This window comes from Vibrio sp. 970, assembly GCF_033339075.1.
The window spans coordinates 38,229-55,281 of sequence record NZ_JAWOTW010000006.1 but is presented as its reverse complement, the minus strand read 5'-3'; the positions used below and the strand labels follow the sequence as shown (position 1 = coordinate 55,281).

Annotated in this window: 18 protein-coding genes; 8 read left to right on the top strand and 10 right to left on the bottom strand. The window is 44.9% G+C overall.

Annotated elements, in window-relative coordinates; translation table 11 throughout:
• Positions 1-2: 2 nt before the first annotated feature.
• Both R7Q11_RS10860 and bolA read right to left on the bottom strand, forming a co-directional pair.
• Entirely contained in the window at positions 3-1,343 is a 1,341-nt protein-coding gene (locus R7Q11_RS10860; RefSeq protein ID WP_005380264.1) for a Na(+)-translocating NADH-quinone reductase subunit A, read from the bottom strand.
• Positions 1,344-1,817: 474 nt separating this feature from the next.
• Positions 1,818-2,126, bottom strand: coding sequence for a transcriptional regulator BolA (gene bolA, locus R7Q11_RS10855; RefSeq protein ID WP_005380262.1), 309 nt, complete (start codon positions 2,124-2,126; stop codon positions 1,818-1,820).
• Between the two features lie 243 nt (positions 2,127-2,369).
• On the opposite strand from bolA, the gene R7Q11_RS10850 reads away from it, so the two are divergent.
• The 4 genes from R7Q11_RS10850 (at position 2,370) to R7Q11_RS10835 (ending at position 6,095) form a co-directional block, all read left to right on the top strand.
• Positions 2,370-3,524, top strand: a complete 1,155-nt coding sequence (locus R7Q11_RS10850) for a methyltransferase (RefSeq protein ID WP_005380260.1) — start codon at positions 2,370-2,372, stop codon at positions 3,522-3,524.
• A 32-nt stretch (positions 3,525-3,556) separates the two neighbouring features.
• Entirely contained in the window at positions 3,557-4,126 is a 570-nt protein-coding gene (locus tag R7Q11_RS10845; protein WP_005380259.1) for a YajG family lipoprotein, read from the top strand.
• A complete protein-coding gene (locus R7Q11_RS10840) occupies positions 4,126-4,671 on the top strand; it encodes a peptidylprolyl isomerase (protein ID WP_005380258.1) in 546 nt (181 codons plus the stop codon). The genes R7Q11_RS10845 and R7Q11_RS10840 overlap by 1 nt, the downstream gene beginning before the upstream one ends.
• A gap of 71 nt (positions 4,672-4,742) precedes the next feature.
• Positions 4,743-6,095, top strand: coding sequence for an AmpG family muropeptide MFS transporter (locus R7Q11_RS10835; RefSeq protein ID WP_225466434.1), 1,353 nt, complete (start codon positions 4,743-4,745; stop codon positions 6,093-6,095).
• 63 nt (positions 6,096-6,158) lie between these two features.
• Here R7Q11_RS10835 and R7Q11_RS10830 read toward each other — a convergent pair whose 3' ends face one another.
• From R7Q11_RS10830 to R7Q11_RS10815, 4 genes are read right to left on the bottom strand one after another with little or no spacing between them, the layout of a single operon-like run.
• Complete coding sequence (locus tag R7Q11_RS10830; RefSeq protein ID WP_005380256.1) at positions 6,159-6,818, bottom strand: ChrR family anti-sigma-E factor; 660 nt, start codon at positions 6,816-6,818, stop codon at positions 6,159-6,161.
• Positions 6,815-7,399 carry an RNA polymerase sigma factor gene (locus R7Q11_RS10825; RefSeq protein ID WP_005380255.1) on the bottom strand — a complete coding sequence of 195 codons (585 nt, stop codon included), beginning with the start codon at positions 7,397-7,399 and terminating at the stop codon, positions 6,815-6,817. The genes R7Q11_RS10830 and R7Q11_RS10825 overlap by 4 nt, the downstream gene beginning before the upstream one ends.
• Positions 7,400-7,443: 44 nt before the next feature.
• A complete protein-coding gene (locus tag R7Q11_RS10820) occupies positions 7,444-8,802 on the bottom strand; it encodes a DUF4397 domain-containing protein (RefSeq protein WP_213885659.1) in 1,359 nt (452 codons plus the stop codon).
• Positions 8,799-9,395 (bottom strand): LON peptidase substrate-binding domain-containing protein, encoded by a 597-nt coding sequence (locus R7Q11_RS10815; protein ID WP_005380253.1) that lies wholly within the window; start codon positions 9,393-9,395, stop codon positions 8,799-8,801. The genes R7Q11_RS10820 and R7Q11_RS10815 overlap by 4 nt, the downstream gene beginning before the upstream one ends.
• A gap of 323 nt (positions 9,396-9,718) precedes the next feature.
• Here R7Q11_RS10815 and R7Q11_RS10810 point away from each other — a divergent pair, with 323 nt between their 5' ends.
• The 4 genes from R7Q11_RS10810 (at position 9,719) to csdA (ending at position 13,322) form a co-directional block, all read left to right on the top strand.
• Entirely contained in the window at positions 9,719-10,516 is a 798-nt protein-coding gene (locus R7Q11_RS10810) for an outer membrane protein OmpK (RefSeq protein ID WP_005385292.1), read from the top strand.
• Between the two features lie 108 nt (positions 10,517-10,624).
• Complete coding sequence (panE, locus tag R7Q11_RS10805) at positions 10,625-11,515, top strand: 2-dehydropantoate 2-reductase (protein WP_017820775.1); 891 nt, start codon at positions 10,625-10,627, stop codon at positions 11,513-11,515.
• On the top strand, positions 11,512-12,111 hold the full coding sequence (locus R7Q11_RS10800; RefSeq protein WP_006742560.1) for a DJ-1 family glyoxalase III: 600 nt from the start codon (positions 11,512-11,514) through the stop codon (positions 12,109-12,111). Before panE ends, R7Q11_RS10800 begins: the two co-directional genes overlap by 4 nt.
• The gene (csdA, locus tag R7Q11_RS10795) at positions 12,111-13,322 is read left to right on the top strand and encodes a cysteine desulfurase CsdA (RefSeq protein ID WP_025768229.1); all 1,212 of its coding nucleotides are present in this window, start codon (positions 12,111-12,113) and stop codon (positions 13,320-13,322) included. The genes R7Q11_RS10800 and csdA overlap by 1 nt, the downstream gene beginning before the upstream one ends.
• Positions 13,323-13,355: 33 nt before the next feature.
• Here the strand turns inward: csdA and R7Q11_RS10790 are convergent, their stop codons facing one another.
• The 4 genes from R7Q11_RS10790 to mltA form a co-directional block, all read right to left on the bottom strand.
• Positions 13,356-14,276 carry a sensor domain-containing diguanylate cyclase gene (locus R7Q11_RS10790; protein ID WP_136976877.1) on the bottom strand — a complete coding sequence of 307 codons (921 nt, stop codon included), beginning with the start codon at positions 14,274-14,276 and terminating at the stop codon, positions 13,356-13,358.
• Positions 14,277-14,585: 309 nt separating this feature from the next.
• Positions 14,586-15,014 carry a cysteine desulfurase sulfur acceptor subunit CsdE gene (gene csdE / locus R7Q11_RS10785; protein WP_064368728.1) on the bottom strand — a complete coding sequence of 143 codons (429 nt, stop codon included), beginning with the start codon at positions 15,012-15,014 and terminating at the stop codon, positions 14,586-14,588.
• Between the two features lie 19 nt (positions 15,015-15,033).
• Complete coding sequence (tcdA, locus tag R7Q11_RS10780; protein WP_005380241.1) at positions 15,034-15,843, bottom strand: tRNA cyclic N6-threonylcarbamoyladenosine(37) synthase TcdA; 810 nt, start codon at positions 15,841-15,843, stop codon at positions 15,034-15,036.
• A gap of 99 nt (positions 15,844-15,942) precedes the next feature.
• Positions 15,943-17,046: a murein transglycosylase A gene (mltA, locus tag R7Q11_RS10775; RefSeq protein ID WP_054577574.1), complete on the bottom strand. Its 1,104-nt coding sequence runs from the start codon at positions 17,044-17,046 to the stop codon at positions 15,943-15,945.
• Between the last annotated feature and the right edge of the window lie 7 nt (positions 17,047-17,053).

Genomic DNA, 17,053 nt, shown 5'->3' with positions numbered 1-17,053 from the left:
AATTACCCTTCCTTCTCGATAGTATCTAGGCATTCACGAAGTAACGTACCGTACTCGTACTTACCTGGACATACAAAGGTACACAATGCTAGATCTTCTTCATCCAGTTCAAGCGCACCCAGTGCTTGAGCACTGTCTGTGTCGCCGGCACATAGATCACGAAGCAGCAAAGTAGGCTCCATATCTAGAGGCATTACGCGTTCGTAGTTGCCAATTGGAACCATTGAACGATCACTACCATTGGTCGTCGTTGTCATATTGAACAACTGACCTTTGAATACGTGACCAAGGAAAGAGCGAGTTACCGAGAACTTATTCTTACCAGGCATTGCCCAGCCAAATAGTTCTTTTTCACGGCCTTCACGTAATACAGAAACCTGTTGATGGTAACGGCCAAGGTATGCGTGTGGACCAGTTGCATGTGTACCTGTTAGTACTGAACCAGAGATCACACGAACTTCGCCAGGCATCAGCTCGTTATCTGTTAGGTCATCTAAGCTTGCACCCATTACGGTACGAACTAGACGAGGGTTATTCACAACTGGGCCAGCTAGAGACACAACACGATCTGTGCATAGCTCACCAGTTAGGAACAGCTTACCGAACGCGATAACGTCTTGGTAGTTGATGCTCCATGCCACATTCTCTGCATTTACTGGGTATAGGAAATGCATGTGGGTGCCAGCAAGACCTGCTGGGTGAGGGCCATCGAAGACGTGTTCTTCTACGTTAGACTGTGAAGAACGTGGCAAGCTAGTGCCAGATTTACATACGTAAACCTTGCCTTCTGTCAGGGCTGAAAGAATGTCTAGACCAGCAATGAATGCTTCTTGTTGCTCATTAATGATCAACTCAGGCTTAGCTGCTAGTGGATTAGTATCCATTGCAGTTACGAAAATAGCCTTAGTAGAAGACTCGATTGCAGGAACCTTGCTAAACGGACGAGTACGTAAAGCGGTCCATAAGCCAGAGTCAACCAACTGAGTCTTGATCACTTCACGATCTAGACCTGAAAGTTGAGCGGCTTCGAACTTATCAAATGTCACCTGCTCTTCACCTGCCACTTCAATCACTACAGATTGAAGGACACGTTTAGCGCCACGGTTAACTTCGATCACTTTACCGGCTGCTGGTGCAGTAAATTTCACGCCTGGGTTCTTTTTATCTTCAAAAAGAACTTGCGCTTTTTTCACTTCATCACCAACGCGGACATGCATGGTAGGTCGCATGCCAACGTACTCTTCGCCAAGCAAGGCGACTTTTTTGATGGTCTTACCATCATTAATCACCTGGGATGGAGTTCCTGCGATAGGAAGATCCAAGCCCTTCTTTATTGTAATCATACGCACTTGCACTACTTTTATCGGGAAAAAGATTCTTTTGATTGCGTAACTTTTAGACACGACATCAGTGTCCGGTTTTGATGTTGTTTTAAACATCAAAATCGCAACATCCTATTAAAAATCTCGTCACAAGGAATACGCGAGATTTATCAGGTGCCGTAGTCTAGCATTTTTTAGGAACTTGATGCCATGATCAATCATTAGAATAGAGGGGTTATTTCGGTAGAATCAGGTCTAAAAGGTCAAAGAATAGTCATAACTTTGACCCATCGCACAAATGCCATATTCCATACATATCTTATGGAAAAGTGATATTCATCGCCTGAAATATTCTGCAATTTCCATTCATTTGTTGAAACACTGTTAACACATTTTTTAACCAGAATTTGTTCCACGTTAACGTCCCTTAAGAATGTAAAACGAAAAAAGATGGCCTTAAGCCACCTTTTCTCTGCACCTTTATATCTTGCGTTTTTAGTGACCACCACCCATACACATCGGGCTATCAGGGGCGCCATCTTGTTCACGCTTCCACTCTTCATCAGTGTATGTATGAATAGCTAATGCATGAATGTGGTTGTCCAGTTCATCTGCCAAAATTTGATGAACTTGACGATGGCGCCCAATCAAACGCTGTCCCGCGAACGAATCACTCACAACAATCACTTTGAAATGACTCTCTGAGCCTGGTGGCACATTATGCATGTAGCTCTCATTAATGACTTTGAGATAGCTGGGTTGCAGCTCACTGTGTAGTTTCTTCTCTATGATTTCTTGGATCATATTCGTTCCTCATTGATGCGAATTCCATAAGTATATACCTAAGTAAAGCAGACATGCATCACTCAAACGTCACTCTCATTATTGACGCACTTTGTAGACATATTGTCTCAAGGCGCTTGACTCCACGAACATGTCTAAAGAGCAGCCATCACTGAACTCGTAAAATTTGACAGCTTTTTGTATCTCGACACGTCATCATTTGCGACAATAACACTTAATTTCTAAATCAACTTACATTTAGCTATGAAAACCGAACTGAACCTTCACGAGCGAAGCTTAACACTTCATCGTTTCCCAAAACGTAGTAACGAAACGCTACAAGCGTGGGATGCCGGTGATGAGTATCTTATTAATCATGTTGAAGAGCTTGCTTTGCCAGACAATCAAAACATCCTCGTGATTAATGACAGCTTTGGTGCCCTCTCCTGCTGGTTTTCGGAAAAGCACCATGTAACGCTAATGAGTGATTCATTCATCTCACATAAAGGTGCACAGCAAAATCTCGAGCAAAACCAGTGCAATAAAGTAGCGTTTGCCACCACGATGGACCTCGTTCCTGCCAATATTGATCTCGTCTTGCTGCAACTGCCCAAAAGTAACCGCCATCTAGTGTGGATACTAAGCCAATTAAGAAAGGCGCTACCGGCTTCCTGCCCCGTCATTGCAGTCAATAAAGCGAAAGACATTCATACTTCGACGCTAAAACTGTTTGAAAAATACTTAGGCGAAACAAAAACATCTTTGGCCTGGAAAAAGCACAGATTGGTGTTTTCTCAAGCAACAGTTGAGCCTACGATTGAAGTAATGCCTTTCACGACTTGGCGCGTTGATGGCGAAGATATCGAACTCAAGAACATGCCAAATGTCTATTCAGGAGAAAGTTTAGATTTAGGTGCACGCTTTATGCTGCAGCACCTGCCTCAAGACCCTTCAATAGACAATGTCATCGACCTCGGCTGCGGCAATGGTGTTCTGTCTGTTAAATTTGGTCAGTTGAATCCAAATGCTCGGCTAACATGTGTTGATGAAAGCTTTATGGCGCTTGAGTCGGCAAAACAGAACCTACGCGACAACCTTGGTGAAAATAGAGACATACAGTGCATAGCGAACAATTGCTTGGACGGTTTTAAACACAGCAGCAGCTCTATGGTTATGTGTAATCCACCGTTTCATCAACAACAGGCAATCACCGATCATATTGCTTGGCAAATGTTCTGCGATGCTAAACAAGTATTAAGTGAAAATGGCCGTTTACTGGTTATCGGAAATCGTCACCTCGGGTACGACGCAAAACTCAAACGTCTGTTTGGCGATAAAAATGTGAAACTTATCGCTTCCAACAATAAGTTTGTGATTTTACAGGCTACAAAAAATCCTGCTAAATTAAGCGCAAAATAAGCTTTAGCAAAATAGTTAAAAGGAATAATAAAATGAGAAAATTGGTACTTGCGGCTTCGGTTGCGTTGCTTGCTGCGTGTTCAGCCCCTCAACAACCTCAGCTGAACCTGATGCCAGAAAGCACATTGAGCACCAATCCAATTGTTCAAGGCAAGACTTACAGTTTGACCAGCAAAGATGTACGTGCAGCGCAGTACGTGGCGTTGGTGGATAACGGCCGTTCGAACATTCTTCCTCTTCATGCTAAACAGAATTTACGTATTGCGTTAGAAGAAGCATTAGAGAAGCAATTCTCATCTCAAGGTTTCCATGCGGATCTAAACAGCAACAACGCGATTGAATTGAGCGTTCAAGAAGCGTTGGTCAACGTGAAGCATTCGGTGATGGAAAATGAGATGGATGCTAAAGTTGTGCTGGAAATCACAGCAGAGACACCTGAGGGCAAGCTAGTCAAAACTTATACAGGTACAGCAAAGCGATCTGGCACATTGAGTGCTTCTGATGCCGATATTGAAGAGACATTGAATGATGTGGTGACATTGACGCTTAAAGAGATTGCCAATGACCCTGAGCTTCGTCAATACATGCAGGAGCGTTTCTAATGTTACGCAAAGCGATTCTGTCCTTAGCACTACTCAGCTGCAGCGTTTGGGCTGGACCAAAAGTAGCGTTTGAAACGACACTTGGTTCATTTACGGTTGAGTTAAACGAAGAGAAAGCACCTATCACTGTCGCTAATTTTCTAAAATATGTAGAAGATGGGAGCTACGAGGGTACTATTTTTCATCGTATTATCCCAGGCTTCATGGCACAAGGTGGCGGCTTTAACCAAGATATGCAGATGGTGAAAACATACGCGCCAATCAAAAACGAAGGAAATAATGGTCTAAACAATGACCGTGCTACCATCGCCATGGCACGAACCAATGCACCAAACTCTGCAACTCGTCAGTTTTTCGTCAACTTAGTCGACAATGACTTTCTCAACTATGGCGCTCGACCACCAGGTTATGCTGTATTTGGTGAGGTTACTGAGGGGTTCGACGTTATCCAGAAAATGGCTCAGCAGCCGACCACGACGGTAGGTCGAATGCGTGATGTACCAGAGACGCAAATCGTCATCACCAAAGCTACACTACTTAAATAGCCAAAACGATAAGCCCTTTGAATAATCGAAGGGCTTTCTCTTTCAACGGCTTCATTTTATTGGATTGATTTATGTCTTCATTACCTTCCATCACTTGGTTGGAAACGGTAAAAAGTTACCTCGATAAACGACTCATGTGGGTTTTCATGCTGGGCTGCTCTAGCGGCTTTCCGTGGGTTCTTATCGGTTCAAACATGTCAGGTTGGCTAAAAGATGCCGGCTTGACCCTCTCCGCAATTGGCTATTTTGGTAGCGTTTTTGCGGTCTATGCGATCAACTTTCTGTGGGCACCTCTGGTTGACCGCGTGAAGCTGCCAGTCCTCTTTAGACTGCTGGGGCAAAGACGTAGCTGGATTTTCTTTTGTCAAAGTATCGTACTCGTCGCTACCCTATTTATTGCCGGTGTTAATCCAGCGGAAAACTTGGTGTTTGCGTCACTACTCGCCTTGTGTATTGCAACGGCTTCAGCGACACAAGACATCGCAATTGATGCTTTTCGTATTGATACTTTCCCAAAGTCAGAAGAGTCTAAACTGCCTCAAGCTTCTGCAATGGCGGTCATTGGCTGGTGGACAGGTTATTCACTACCGGGTTATTTAGCGTTTGTTAATGCTGACAGTGTCGGTTGGAATGGTGTGTATTACGGGATGGCGGAGATAGTCGGCATTCTAATGGTCTTTACGATTTTAGTCGGTGAACCTAAGACTCAACGCGAACAACTTCAGTCTGCCGCTGAACAACGCCACAAAGAAGTGGTTGGTTCGAAAGTCGTAGCTTGGTTTACCGTGACTGTTGTGGAACCTTTCCTTGATTTCTTTAATCGCAATGGTGTCCGTGTCGCGATTACTCTGTTGCTGTTCGTTTTCCTATTTAAAATTGGCGAAGCGTTTTTGGGCAGGATGTCGATCGCGTTCTACAAAGATATTGGTTTTAGCAATGAACAAATTGGCTATTACTCCAAACTGATTGGTTGGGGAGCCACCATCTTCTTTACTTTTGTCGGAAGCATGTTCAACGTTAGGTTTGGTATTGTACGTGGATTAATGATCGGTGGTATTGCTATGTCTGCCAGTAACTTGATGTTTGCTTGGATTGCTTCGGTAGGCCCAAACGAGCACTTGTACTTAGCCACGATTATTGTCGATAACTTTACGACTGCTTTCTCAACTGTCGCTTTTGTTTCATTTTTGACGATTCTAACCGGACAAGCATTTTCGGCAACTCAGTATGCGTTGCTTGCTTCTCTAGGAAACTTCGGACGGACGACTCTTGCTTCTTTCAGTGGCGAGCTAGTGGATTATCTTAATGATTGGAGCACATTCTTCGTGCTTACCGCTGTCATGGTCGTGCCAAGCTTGATTATGTTGTACTCGCTACGACATTACTTTGATGCTCTATTGGAAAAAGCACGTCACAAGCATTAACGAAACATATAAAAAACCACCGAATTCGGTGGTTTTTGTTTTGCGAGATATAAGATAAGAGGTCTATGGGTATAACCCTTTACCAAACATATTAAATATACGTGCCACGCCTTGAGTAAAGATCATCGGCTCAGTCAATACGGTTAAACACAAGCAGTCTTCTCCGGCCTTAGTGTAAGGGCTGTGCTTCACTGATGCGTCTCTAATCATCAAATCGCCCTCTTCATATTGGCCATCCTCGTCACTAAATCCGCCATGCAGGATCAATGTAGACTCCAGGCCTTTGTGCGTATGTTGAGGAATTTGCACATCTTCCCCGATGTACATTAAGCTGACACGAGCGTCTTCCCCTAGGTCAATCTGAGCACTAAAAACCTTGCCTCCGTAACTTCTCCATGACCCTACGAGGTCAGAGAAACGCGCTAGAGTTTTAGGAAGAGCGAAACTTTTTCCTGCGACATTAACAGCAGCAGAGTCGCGGATCACGATATTATCAGTCGCTGGCTCCGCATTGATGATGTCATTAAACATGTCGTCAAATTCAGAAACATACTCAGAAGGTATGTCACTTACGATGTTCGCTTGACTTGCTTCGACTTGGTTCACATAAGCTCGGCACTTGGTGCATGTTTCTAAATGGGTTGCGACCACAAGACCAGAAACCGCATCAATGCTTCCCGAAGCGTATGCTTCTAACAAGCTGTTATCTGGGTGTTTGTTCATAGTTGCTCCGTATGCATTGAATGCCTTAGCTTTTCTACTGCAAGCCTCAGCCTGGATTTTACAGTACCGAGGGGTATATCAAATAATTCCGCGACCTGTTGATGAGGTAGCTCTTCAAGATATACCGCTTGTAAAACATCTCTCTGGTTTTTCGGTAATATATCTAAAAACTTAACCACCTGTTCTTTCAACATATCTTGTTCTGGTGAATAGTGATCAACAAGATCAGGTGGATAATACTCTGACGGCCAAATGTCATCAGAATGAATGTGTAATTCCTTACCTTTCTGTTTTCTCAGCAAATCAAAACAAAGGTTTCGGATTATGGTATATATCCAAGTCGATAACGCGCTCTTTTCACCATCATAGAGGTGCGCTTTCTGCCAAACTGTCGCCATGGTCTCTTGCACCATCTCCATAGCAACTTGCTCATTACCAACATGTTTGTAAGCGAATTGCTTCAGCTTGGGTGCGTAAAAACGGAATACAAAAGCGAACGCATCTTTGTCTCGAGCCTTCACTTTATCCATGTAATCGTTCCAATCACTGCGCCCCAGTTTTTTCGGGCTATCACTCATCATAATCGGCCTTAATTTGTGGGAGGAGTCTCCTCCTCCCATTCGTCCTAATCGGTCACGTCATCGACCAACAAGTTGAAACCACCGTTGTTCCCATCATCAATGGCAACGACTTGGTACACAACACCGTTCATTACATTGACTGGTGCTGAGTCAACCGCAACAATACTTGGGTTACCAGCCACTGTTACCGTTACATAATATGTACCTTCAGCGACATATAATCCTTGTGCGCTATTTTTATACGCAAAATTAGCAATAGTTGGATCACTTCCATCTATTCCTGCACTCGTAGTGAGGTAAATATCCACCATTTCCGCTATAGGATTAGCCGCAGCGTGTGTCACATTCAATGTCGCGCTAGTCGCCACAGCGCGTCTCATATCTTCAACAACCAGAGCTTCGATATCAATCGCTGGGCTAACAACACCGACTGCATAAACACTGTAATCCATTCCACCTGCAACCATTAACCCGTCAACATCTATGATCGGATTGGTTGTTGTGCCATCCACGTAAACGTCAATATCGTAAGCGCCAGCAGCAAGATCCAAATAACCACGAATCTCTTTGAACGCTAAGTCGGCAAGAGGAGCGAAGGCCGCCCCGTTAACGTTAACATCGACGACTGGCGCTCCATCGACAAGGTGTCCGACTCTTACTTCAGCTTGGCTGCCCATATCTTCAATTATAGAAGAGCCCGAACCGTCCAACACCAAGAGTTTGACAGGTGACGTGCTATTCGAATCTCCTGTGCCGATAGCGGCAATCGTCAAGTTGGAATTAGCCGCAAGAGGTACTGTGCCGGAGTCAAAAGCAACACTGTCTCCTACGGCAAGTCGAACTTGATACTCACCAGCTGGGATGTTCAATACGTCGGTAGAAGCTTTGTAAGCAAGGTTAGTTATTGGAGTCGCGCTAGCAAGAGCAACACCTGGCTCAGTGACATAAAGATCAACAGCAGGAACGCCTGAAGCTGCATGAACAACTTGAACATCTAGACTATTGGCATCAGCCATTGAATCGGCGCTGCGAGTCACAACTAAAGGCTCAACTGGGTTTGGCGAACCATCGGCATCGCCAACAACGAACACGTTATAATTGAGGTCGGAATCAAGATCTAGTTCTGTTTTAGGTATTACGGTCGCGGTTTCATTACCTGGGAGCTGAACATCGACCTGAATCGAATTCATCCCCTCTCGCAATTTAACGTAGCCAGATCCCACACCATAATCAACATTCGTTAATGATGGTTTATCGTTGATCCACACATTTGCAAGCGGCGCGTCAGAAGACGCGTGCACTGCTTGTAAATTGGAATACTCGATAGTGTCACTGTCGGAGCCACACGCCGCCAGTCCTAATGCCGCCACCATAGTTAGCGCAGCTCTGCCAAATCCTTTCATATCCTTGCCTCTTTGTTAGTCGGGGCTTCTATGGCTTCTGTCAGAAATTGCAACGCAGGAATGCAGTTCTCTGCGCCAACGAGCTGTTCGAACAGATTGCAGTCTAAAGGAAGTAATTCAAGCCAGCGCTGGGTCACCCAAGCTGAGTCATCGTAAAAACGATGCTGGTAGAGGTTTCCAAGTTGAGGAAACTCTTCATAAACATGGGATAACTGCTGGCTTAAATAGAAGAAATCTGGTGAGTTGTCTGGATGTTGCCAATTGTCTAACCATTCGACCTCTGCATGGCGTAAGCCGTCCGCATCTGCACGAACTCGTTTGACAACAAAGCGTTTCTCACCAGCGACTGTAATACCAAGAAGACCATCACTGAGTGTTTCAAAATCAACAATCCTGACCAAAGTTCCGATAGATGAAACGTTACCCACGTCTTTAGGGTCACCTTCACTTCCTACTAGGCAAACTCCAAAACCCACATTTTGTAGGCTGCATTCCTTTACCATTCGCTTATATCGTGGCTCAAAAATGCGCAGATTCATTTTACCTTCAGGGAGTACAACTGAAGTGAGTGGGAATAACATGACTTCTTTCATTCAAACGTCCTCTTTGATTCACGGATACATACGAATCCCTTATCACTCCGATCACTAACGATTTATGTTGGTTAATCGACTGGCTTAAAAAGTCATAAAATCGCTCACGCAAACGATCCAAATCACACATTTATTGCAATAAAATGCAACAAACAAAAAGTTCCGTAAATAAAGATAATTTCGTGATGCAACTCACCAAAAACGTTTCATTTTGCACCCTTTATCACTTTCATTTGGGATTTTTATCGCTATTATTCCCGCCAATTGGAAAGCGCAGCACAGATTGCGTGTTCTGAATCATTACAAACATAGAGAGTCCCCTTATGCGTAAATCACTTTTAGCTCTTAGCCTTCTAGCGGCTACTTCAGCTCCAGTTATGGCGGCAGATTACTCTGACGGCGATATTCACAAAAACGATTACAAGTGGATGCAATTTAACCTAATGGGTGCATTTGACGAACTTCCAGGTGAGTCTTCACACGACTACCTAGAAATGGAATTCGGCGGCCGCTCTGGTATCTTCGACCTTTACGGCTACGTTGATGTATTCAACCTAACCTCTGATCCAGGTAGCGACAAAGCTGGCGCAGAGAAGATCTTTATGAAATTCGCTCCACGTATGTCTCTAGATGCGGTAACTGGTAAAGACCTATCTTTCGGTCCAGTTCAAGAGCTATACGTTGCAACTCTAATCGAGTGGGGTGGTAACTCTGGTGTTAACTCTCAAAAAATCGGTCTAGGTTCTGACGTAATGGTTCCTTGGTTTGGTAAAGTTGGTGTTAACCTATACGGCACTTACGACGGCAACAAAAAGGATTGGAACGGTTTCCAAATCTCGACTAACTGGTTCAAACCATTCTACTTCTTCGAGAACGGTTCATTCATTTCTTACCAAGGCTACATCGATTACCAATTCGGTATGGATGATGATGCTGGTAACAAGTTTGGTTCAACCGCGTCAAACGGTGGTGCAATGTTCAACGGTATCTACTGGCACTCAGACCGCTTCGCAGTGGGTTACGGTCTAAAAGGTTACAAAGACGTGTACGGTATCAAAGATACTGATGGGTTCAAGTCAACTGGCTTTGGCCACTACCTTGCTGTAACTTACAAGTTCTAATTGAACCACTAAGTTTGCTCAAAAATGGCGCCTTTCGGCGCCATTTTTATTTGCTTTCCTTTTTTCCCTCATTATCCTTGCAGCAAACCTTTTTAATGAGAGCGTTTGGTGAATATCCTTATCCTCGGTCCAGGTGCGGTGGGCTCACTCTGGGCAACAAAATTTAAGCTTGCCGGGCACAATGTTTCATTGTGGGGAAGAAGTTCTGAAAGCCAACAATCACTTCAGTTGGATGACACACCCGCAATCGTATTCAGTAATCAAGATATTTCCTCCGTAAATAAAGCAGATCTCATTTTGATCACGGTAAAAGCTTGGCAAGTGGAAGACGCCATTCAGCCTTTGCTCCCTCATATCAATACAGACACGATTATCATGCTGATGCACAATGGTATGGGTACTGCCTCTGCCTTGGAGAAGGTTGTGCCAAACAATCCGATAGTGCTCGCAACAACGACGCACGGCGCATACAAACCAGATAACCAACACGTATTGCATACCGGTCACGGAACAACGCAAGCGGGTGGTTATAATGACAAAGGAATGCAGTGCGCTTTTCTGCAAGATGTTATGCATCATGCTCTTCCAGAGGTCATTTGGAATCCACACATCCAATCTGCGTTATGGACTAAGTTAGCAATTAACTGCGCGATTAACCCACTGACTGCGATTCACCAGTGTAAGAATGGTGAGCTTGCGCAGCCCGAGTTTAAGATACAACTCGAAAGCATCACTCAAGAACTGGTTGAAGTAATGAGTAAAGAAGGTATTGCTATCGAGTTTCGCTCTCTTTTCGATACGGTAATGCAAGTGGTGAACGCCACAGCTGAGAACTATTCTTCAATGAGGCAAGACGTATTCCATCAACGTCGAACGGAAATTGATTTTATAACCGGATACTTGTTAAAGGCTGCCGAGAAACATCGTATCAATACGCCTGAGAATTTAAAACTTTACCAACGCATCAAACAAATAGAACAAAGCTGGACAGAACAATGAGTAAGAAAATCTTAGTGCCAATAGCTCCAGGCACCGAAGAAATGGAAGCCGTCACCGTTATCGACATGATGGTTCGCGCGGGTTATGACGTTACAGTAGCGAGTGCTGCTTTTGATGGCTCATTGACGATGAAAGCTTCTCGCGGAGTCACACTAACTGCCGATTGTAAGCTAGTCGATATCGCTGATGATGAGTTTGACGCCATAGCGCTTTCTGGTGGTGTTGGTGGTGCAGAAATTTTTCGTGATAGCACGGTGATGATAGAAATCCTTAAGCAGCACATCTACGAGGGAAAATTGGTCGCTGCTATCTGCGCAGCACCGGCGTTGGTATTGCAACACCATGATCTTTTCCCACAATCACTGATGACCTGTCACCCGAGCTTTCAGTCACATATCCCGGAAGAGAAGTGGCGCAGCAAACGCGTGACCTTTGATATCAACCACAACCTGATCACCAGTCAAGGTCCGGGTACAGCTTTAGAGTTCGCGATGGAAGTAATCATTCAACTCTCAGGTAAAAAACACGCATGGTCAGTTGCTGAACCAATGATCCCTCTGCCTACTCTGCACTACCACAAGCTTGGTGAGGAATAATGTTTGACGTAAATGCTGTACGCGAGCAATTTCCTGCTCTAAACCAATCCGTCAACGATACGCCCTTAGTGTATCTAGATAGCGCAGCGACAACGCAAAAACCGCAATGTGTGATTAATGTCATCAGTCATTACTACAGTGCGCAAAATGCCAATGTTCACCGTGGCAGCCATAGTTTAACGGCTAATGCCACCAGCCAATTTGAAGCGGCACGAGAACGAGTGGCAAGCTTTATTGGTGCAAACAGCTCTAAAGAGATCATTTGGACACGGGGCGCAACCGAAGCACTGAACTTAATTGCTCAAACCTACGCCCGTAGCACGTTACAACCAGGTGATGAGATCTTGATTAGCGAGATGGAGCACCACGCCAACATCGTGCCCTGGCAAATCGTGGCAGAGCAAACGGGTGCTAAAGTCATTAAAGTTCCGATGACATCAGATTGCCAGTTCGACATCAGTGCATTTGAGGCGCTTCTGTCTGACCGCTGTAAAATTGTTGCTTGCGCGCAAATAACCAACGTAACAGGCACACGCCAACCTATAGAAAAAATCACTGAACTGGCGCACAACGTTGGCGCGGTTATTGTAGTTGATGGCGCGCAAGGCATCGTACATGAGCAACTTGATTTATCGGCATCAGATATCGATTTCTACGTTTTCTCAGGTCACAAACTTTATGCACCAGCAGGCATTGGGGTTTTATACGGCAAGCTTGAACTTTTGGAAGCCATGCCACCATGGCACGGCGGCGGTAAAATGGTTGAACGCGTTTCTTTCGAAAAAACGACGTTTTCTGCACTTCCTGGAAAATTTGAAGCGGGCACACCAAACGTTGCGGGCGCGATTGCTCTAGCGAAAGCCATTGAGTGGTACCAAGGTTTTGACCATCACGAAGTAGAGACTCATCTCCATGCGCTTCAGGATAAGGCCTACCAAGCACTAAGCGCTTTGGATGACATCCATATTCTAGGCTATCAACCGAATGCCTCTGTACTGACCTTCGTAATGGACGGCGTTCATCACCAAGATATTGCGACGCTGCTCGATCAACAAGGCATTGCGGTACGAGCAGGACACCACTGCGCTCACCCATTGATGGATGCGCTAAATGTGAAAGGCACGGTACGCGTCTCTTTTGGTATTTATAACACGACGAGCGATGTGGAAAGACTCATCGCCGCCGTTGAAAAAGCCGTCGACATGCTATAACGCCAACGGTTTGATTTGGAGTAACCAACAAGGTTACTCCATCTGCCTATCCAGAGTCGCCACGCAATTTCTGCCATTTCTTTTCGCAGCATAAAGCGCTTTATCTGCATGCGCATACAAACGTTTGGTGGTTTCATTTCTGCCTATTTCCACCACGCCTACACTCACCGTGACCGGAATTTCAATCTTTTCAAATTCGAACTGACAATTTTGAATGTGGGAACGTACTTCCTCTCCTACCTCTTTCGCCGCCGACAGAGAAGTTTCTGGCAAAATAATCGCAAACTCCTCCCCTCCGACTCTTGCGAAAATTTCGTCTTTGACGAGTAAGTGAGAAACCAAATCAGCTAACGTCTCTAAGACATAATCCCCCGCATCATGACCACGTTTATCATTGATGACTTTAAAAAAGTCCAAATCAAACAATAACAACACGGAGTGATAATCTGGAGCTTGGGATTTAATAACTTCTTCTGTGAGCTTTTCGAAAAAAACACGTCGGTTGTAGATATTGGTGAGAGCATCTATTTGGCTTTGATGGCGAAGAAGGGTTTCAACTCGGTGGCGATTGGAGATGTTGCGTGTAAGAATAAGGACAACGCGACGACCCCGGTATTTTATAGCGAGTGGGCAGATCTTGCCTTCGTAGTATAGATCGCCTCTTGGTCCACTGTTGGCATCTATTCCCTGAATGCTGTCGGCGCACATCTTGTACTCGATCGTCACAATACTGTCTTGTTTCAGTGATCGACTGATCTGCTCGATAAACCAGTCGGCTTTATCTTTTTCAAGTACGCTGTGAAGTGTCTTACCTATCAAATTGCTTCCATCGTGATAGGCTTTTTTATCTGTTCCTCCAAAAACATCAATATAGATACCATCTTCACTCAGAATAAAAGTGGGGTCTGGCATTCCGGATAATACGTCTTGCGCATGTTCCAAGGTGAATTGCATATAGGGAGGTTCCTAGCGTTTGTACCTAAATATCCCAATCGCCTCCAAATGCGTGTCAGCATTGGGGAACAGGAGCGAATGAGGCATATGTCTACTATCTAATATAGACAAATTTTAAATACAATTGAGTTTATAAAAACCAAGTGGGCAATATAATGAACCAGGATCAATAGAAAGGTTAATTAACACTAAAATAGTCGACTATTTGCATACTTTTTATCCATATGCAAAAAATGTCTCAACTCAGATACAAAAAAGCGCCAAACAGCTAGGTTATTCGGCGTTTTTAAGAATTGGGAAAATGACTCGTTACACGGCGGTTTGCTTAATCTGCTCTACAATAGCTTTCAAGCCATTACCACGTGACGGGCTTAAATGGGAGACAAGCCCCAGTTGACCAAAATAAGCATCAATATCAAATGCTTGAATTTGATCGGCCGTTTTTCCGTCATAAGCCGCCATCACCAAGGCAATCAATCCACGGACGATACGCGCATCGGAGTCCGCACAAAAATGCCAAACGCCATCTTGCTCTTGGCTCACTAACCACACCAAGCTTTCACAACCCGAAACGGTAACTTGTTCTGATTTCAGCTCTTCTGGCATTTGTGGCAGCTTTTTACCCCACTGAATAACCTGACGGTAGCGATCTTCCCAGCCTTGAAATTGCTGCATAGTCGCTACAATGTCTTCGCTGGTGATATCTGTACCAAATGGAGAAACGGGAAAATCTGTCATGATGCGCTCTTCTTCTAGTTTACTTCTTATATTTTGAAATCAACTTCTCAACGATTCGCGATACCGCGACAAAGCCAAACGTTGCAGTTACCACAGTCGCCGCACCAAAACCGCTAGCACAATCCATACGTTTTGGGCCTTCCGCTGTCGACTTCACACCACACACTGAACCGTCTGCTTGAGGGTACTTCAGCTGCTCGGTTGAAAACACGCAATCAATACCAAACTTACGAGCCGGATTCTTAGGGAAGTTATGATGACGACGCAAGGTGTCTTTGATTTTCTTCGCTAGAGGATCTTGGATCGTTTTCGTTAAATCAGCGACCATGATCTGCGTTGGGTCAACCTGACCACCAGCGCCCCCCGTAGTGATCACTTTGATCTTGTTGCTGCGGCAATACGCCAACAAAGACGCCTTCGCTTTTACGCTGTCAATCGCATCTAGCACGTAATCAAACTCTTTGCTTAAGTACTCATGTTGATTGTCTGGCGTGATGAAATCATCAATCAGATTGACTTTACACTCTGGGTTGATCAATTTGACACGCTCGGCCATAACTTCAATTTTGCTTTGGCCAACGGTGCCCGTCATCGCATGAATTTGGCGGTTAATATTCGTGACACAAACATCATCCATATCAATCAGAGTCAACTCACCGATCCCAGTACGGGCCAGCGCTTCGACCGCCCATGAACCCACGCCACCAATACCAATAACACAAACGTGTGCAGCGCGAAGAATGTCCACTTCACTGTTGCCATAAAGACGACGAGTGCCGCCAAAGCGTTGATTGTAGCTGTCAGATGCTGGGGTATCGAGTTCACGCATATTGAAGTCCAGATGATCGATAGAAAAACAAAGAGTGCGATTTATACGCACTCTTTGATGAAATGTCTAGATAAGAGGCGGTTCCTCTTTCTTGGGTCGCTATTGTAGCTTTTCTGGCGGCAAAGCCCAAGGCGCTTGAGTTGGTGAGTTTTCCAGCCCAAGTTTCCAAACTCGACCAAAATGCTTGTAGTGCCCTGCTTCCGTTCCTGCTCTCGCACCAATGCCATGATACAGATCCAAATGGTTCTGTTTTACCGCACCACCAGTGTCTAAAACGATCAGCATTCGCAGTTGATGAGCACCGCTCCACGTACCATCCGCATTCAGCAATGGTACTTCCGCCAAGATTGGTGTGCCCATTGGTAAGATAGAACGGTCACCCGCGACCGCGGCCATTGGTAACAAAGGAATACCAGCCGATCCCGTTACTGGCGCTTCCGCTTTTGGCGCAAAGAAGACGTAAGAAGGGTTTTGCTCCAACAACTCGCGTACTGTTGCGTCGTCGTTGTCCATTACCCACTCTTTAATCGCTTTGAGAGACATTTTTTCACGCGGCACTTCACCACGTTCAATCAAAATGCGGCCAATACTAACGTAAGCTTTATTATTTTTCCCTGCGTACGCGAAGTACTCCAACGTATCATCATCTTCAAAATGCACATAGCCACTGCCCTGCACTTCCATCATAAACGGGTCAATACGGTTAGGCGCATAACCTAGCACTAAACCTTGGCCATCTAATGCCCCGTTGTAGATCTCCGCACGAGTCGGACAATCTGATGAGCAGTTTGGCTTGCCATAAACTGGGTACTTAAAAATGTCGTTTGGTGTATGACGCAGCTCCATCACGGGAGAAAAGTATCCGGTAAACAGCACATTACCTTTTTTATCACCACCACCCAATTGCGCGGCTTGAATGCCAAACGCACTCAACGCACTGGTATCTCCGCTCTGTTGCGCCCACTCACTTAATCGTTGATATAGCGGTTGGTATATCTTCGCCATGGATGGTGACTTTATCACCACTTGCTCAGCTTGCTTGTTAAATTCAGTAAAATCGCGTGGTTTGTTAGACTCAACTACGTCCACTTTATTGAGGATCTGAGGAAACTCACCATCAAGATATTGCTGAGCACGATCATTTTGTTGAGCACAGCCAAAGAGTAGGCTCAAAGAGATAATAGGAAGGAGTTTTTTTAACACGTGTCTT

Bases quoted from the DNA above. Each gene is read 5' to 3' on its own strand.
- R7Q11_RS10800 (WP_006742560.1), top strand. From the start codon at position 11,512: ATGAGTAAGAAAATCTTAGTGCCAATAGCTCCAGGCACCGAAGAAATG.
- R7Q11_RS10815 (WP_005380253.1), bottom strand. From the start codon at position 9,395: ATGAAAGAAGTCATGTTATTCCCACTCACTTCAGTTGTACTCCCTGAA.
- R7Q11_RS10810 (WP_005385292.1), top strand. From the start codon at position 9,719: ATGCGTAAATCACTTTTAGCTCTTAGCCTTCTAGCGGCTACTTCAGCT.
- R7Q11_RS10845 (WP_005380259.1), top strand. From the start codon at position 3,557: ATGAGAAAATTGGTACTTGCGGCTTCGGTTGCGTTGCTTGCTGCGTGT.
- R7Q11_RS10835 (WP_225466434.1), top strand. From the start codon at position 4,743: ATGTCTTCATTACCTTCCATCACTTGGTTGGAAACGGTAAAAAGTTAC.
- csdE (WP_064368728.1), bottom strand. From the start codon at position 15,014: ATGACAGATTTTCCCGTTTCTCCATTTGGTACAGATATCACCAGCGAA.
- R7Q11_RS10830 (WP_005380256.1), bottom strand. From the start codon at position 6,818: ATGAACAAACACCCAGATAACAGCTTGTTAGAAGCATACGCTTCGGGA.
- csdA (WP_025768229.1), top strand. From the start codon at position 12,111: ATGTTTGACGTAAATGCTGTACGCGAGCAATTTCCTGCTCTAAACCAA.
- R7Q11_RS10825 (WP_005380255.1), bottom strand. From the start codon at position 7,399: ATGATGAGTGATAGCCCGAAAAAACTGGGGCGCAGTGATTGGAACGAT.
- R7Q11_RS10840 (WP_005380258.1), top strand. From the start codon at position 4,126: ATGTTACGCAAAGCGATTCTGTCCTTAGCACTACTCAGCTGCAGCGTT.
- R7Q11_RS10820 (WP_213885659.1), bottom strand. From the start codon at position 8,802: ATGAAAGGATTTGGCAGAGCTGCGCTAACTATGGTGGCGGCATTAGGA.
- R7Q11_RS10860 (WP_005380264.1), bottom strand. From the start codon at position 1,343: ATGATTACAATAAAGAAGGGCTTGGATCTTCCTATCGCAGGAACTCCA.
- R7Q11_RS10790 (WP_136976877.1), bottom strand. From the start codon at position 14,276: ATGCAATTCACCTTGGAACATGCGCAAGACGTATTATCCGGAATGCCA.
- R7Q11_RS10850 (WP_005380260.1), top strand. From the start codon at position 2,370: ATGAAAACCGAACTGAACCTTCACGAGCGAAGCTTAACACTTCATCGT.
- bolA (WP_005380262.1), bottom strand. From the start codon at position 2,126: ATGATCCAAGAAATCATAGAGAAGAAACTACACAGTGAGCTGCAACCC.
- tcdA (WP_005380241.1), bottom strand. From the start codon at position 15,843: ATGCGTGAACTCGATACCCCAGCATCTGACAGCTACAATCAACGCTTT.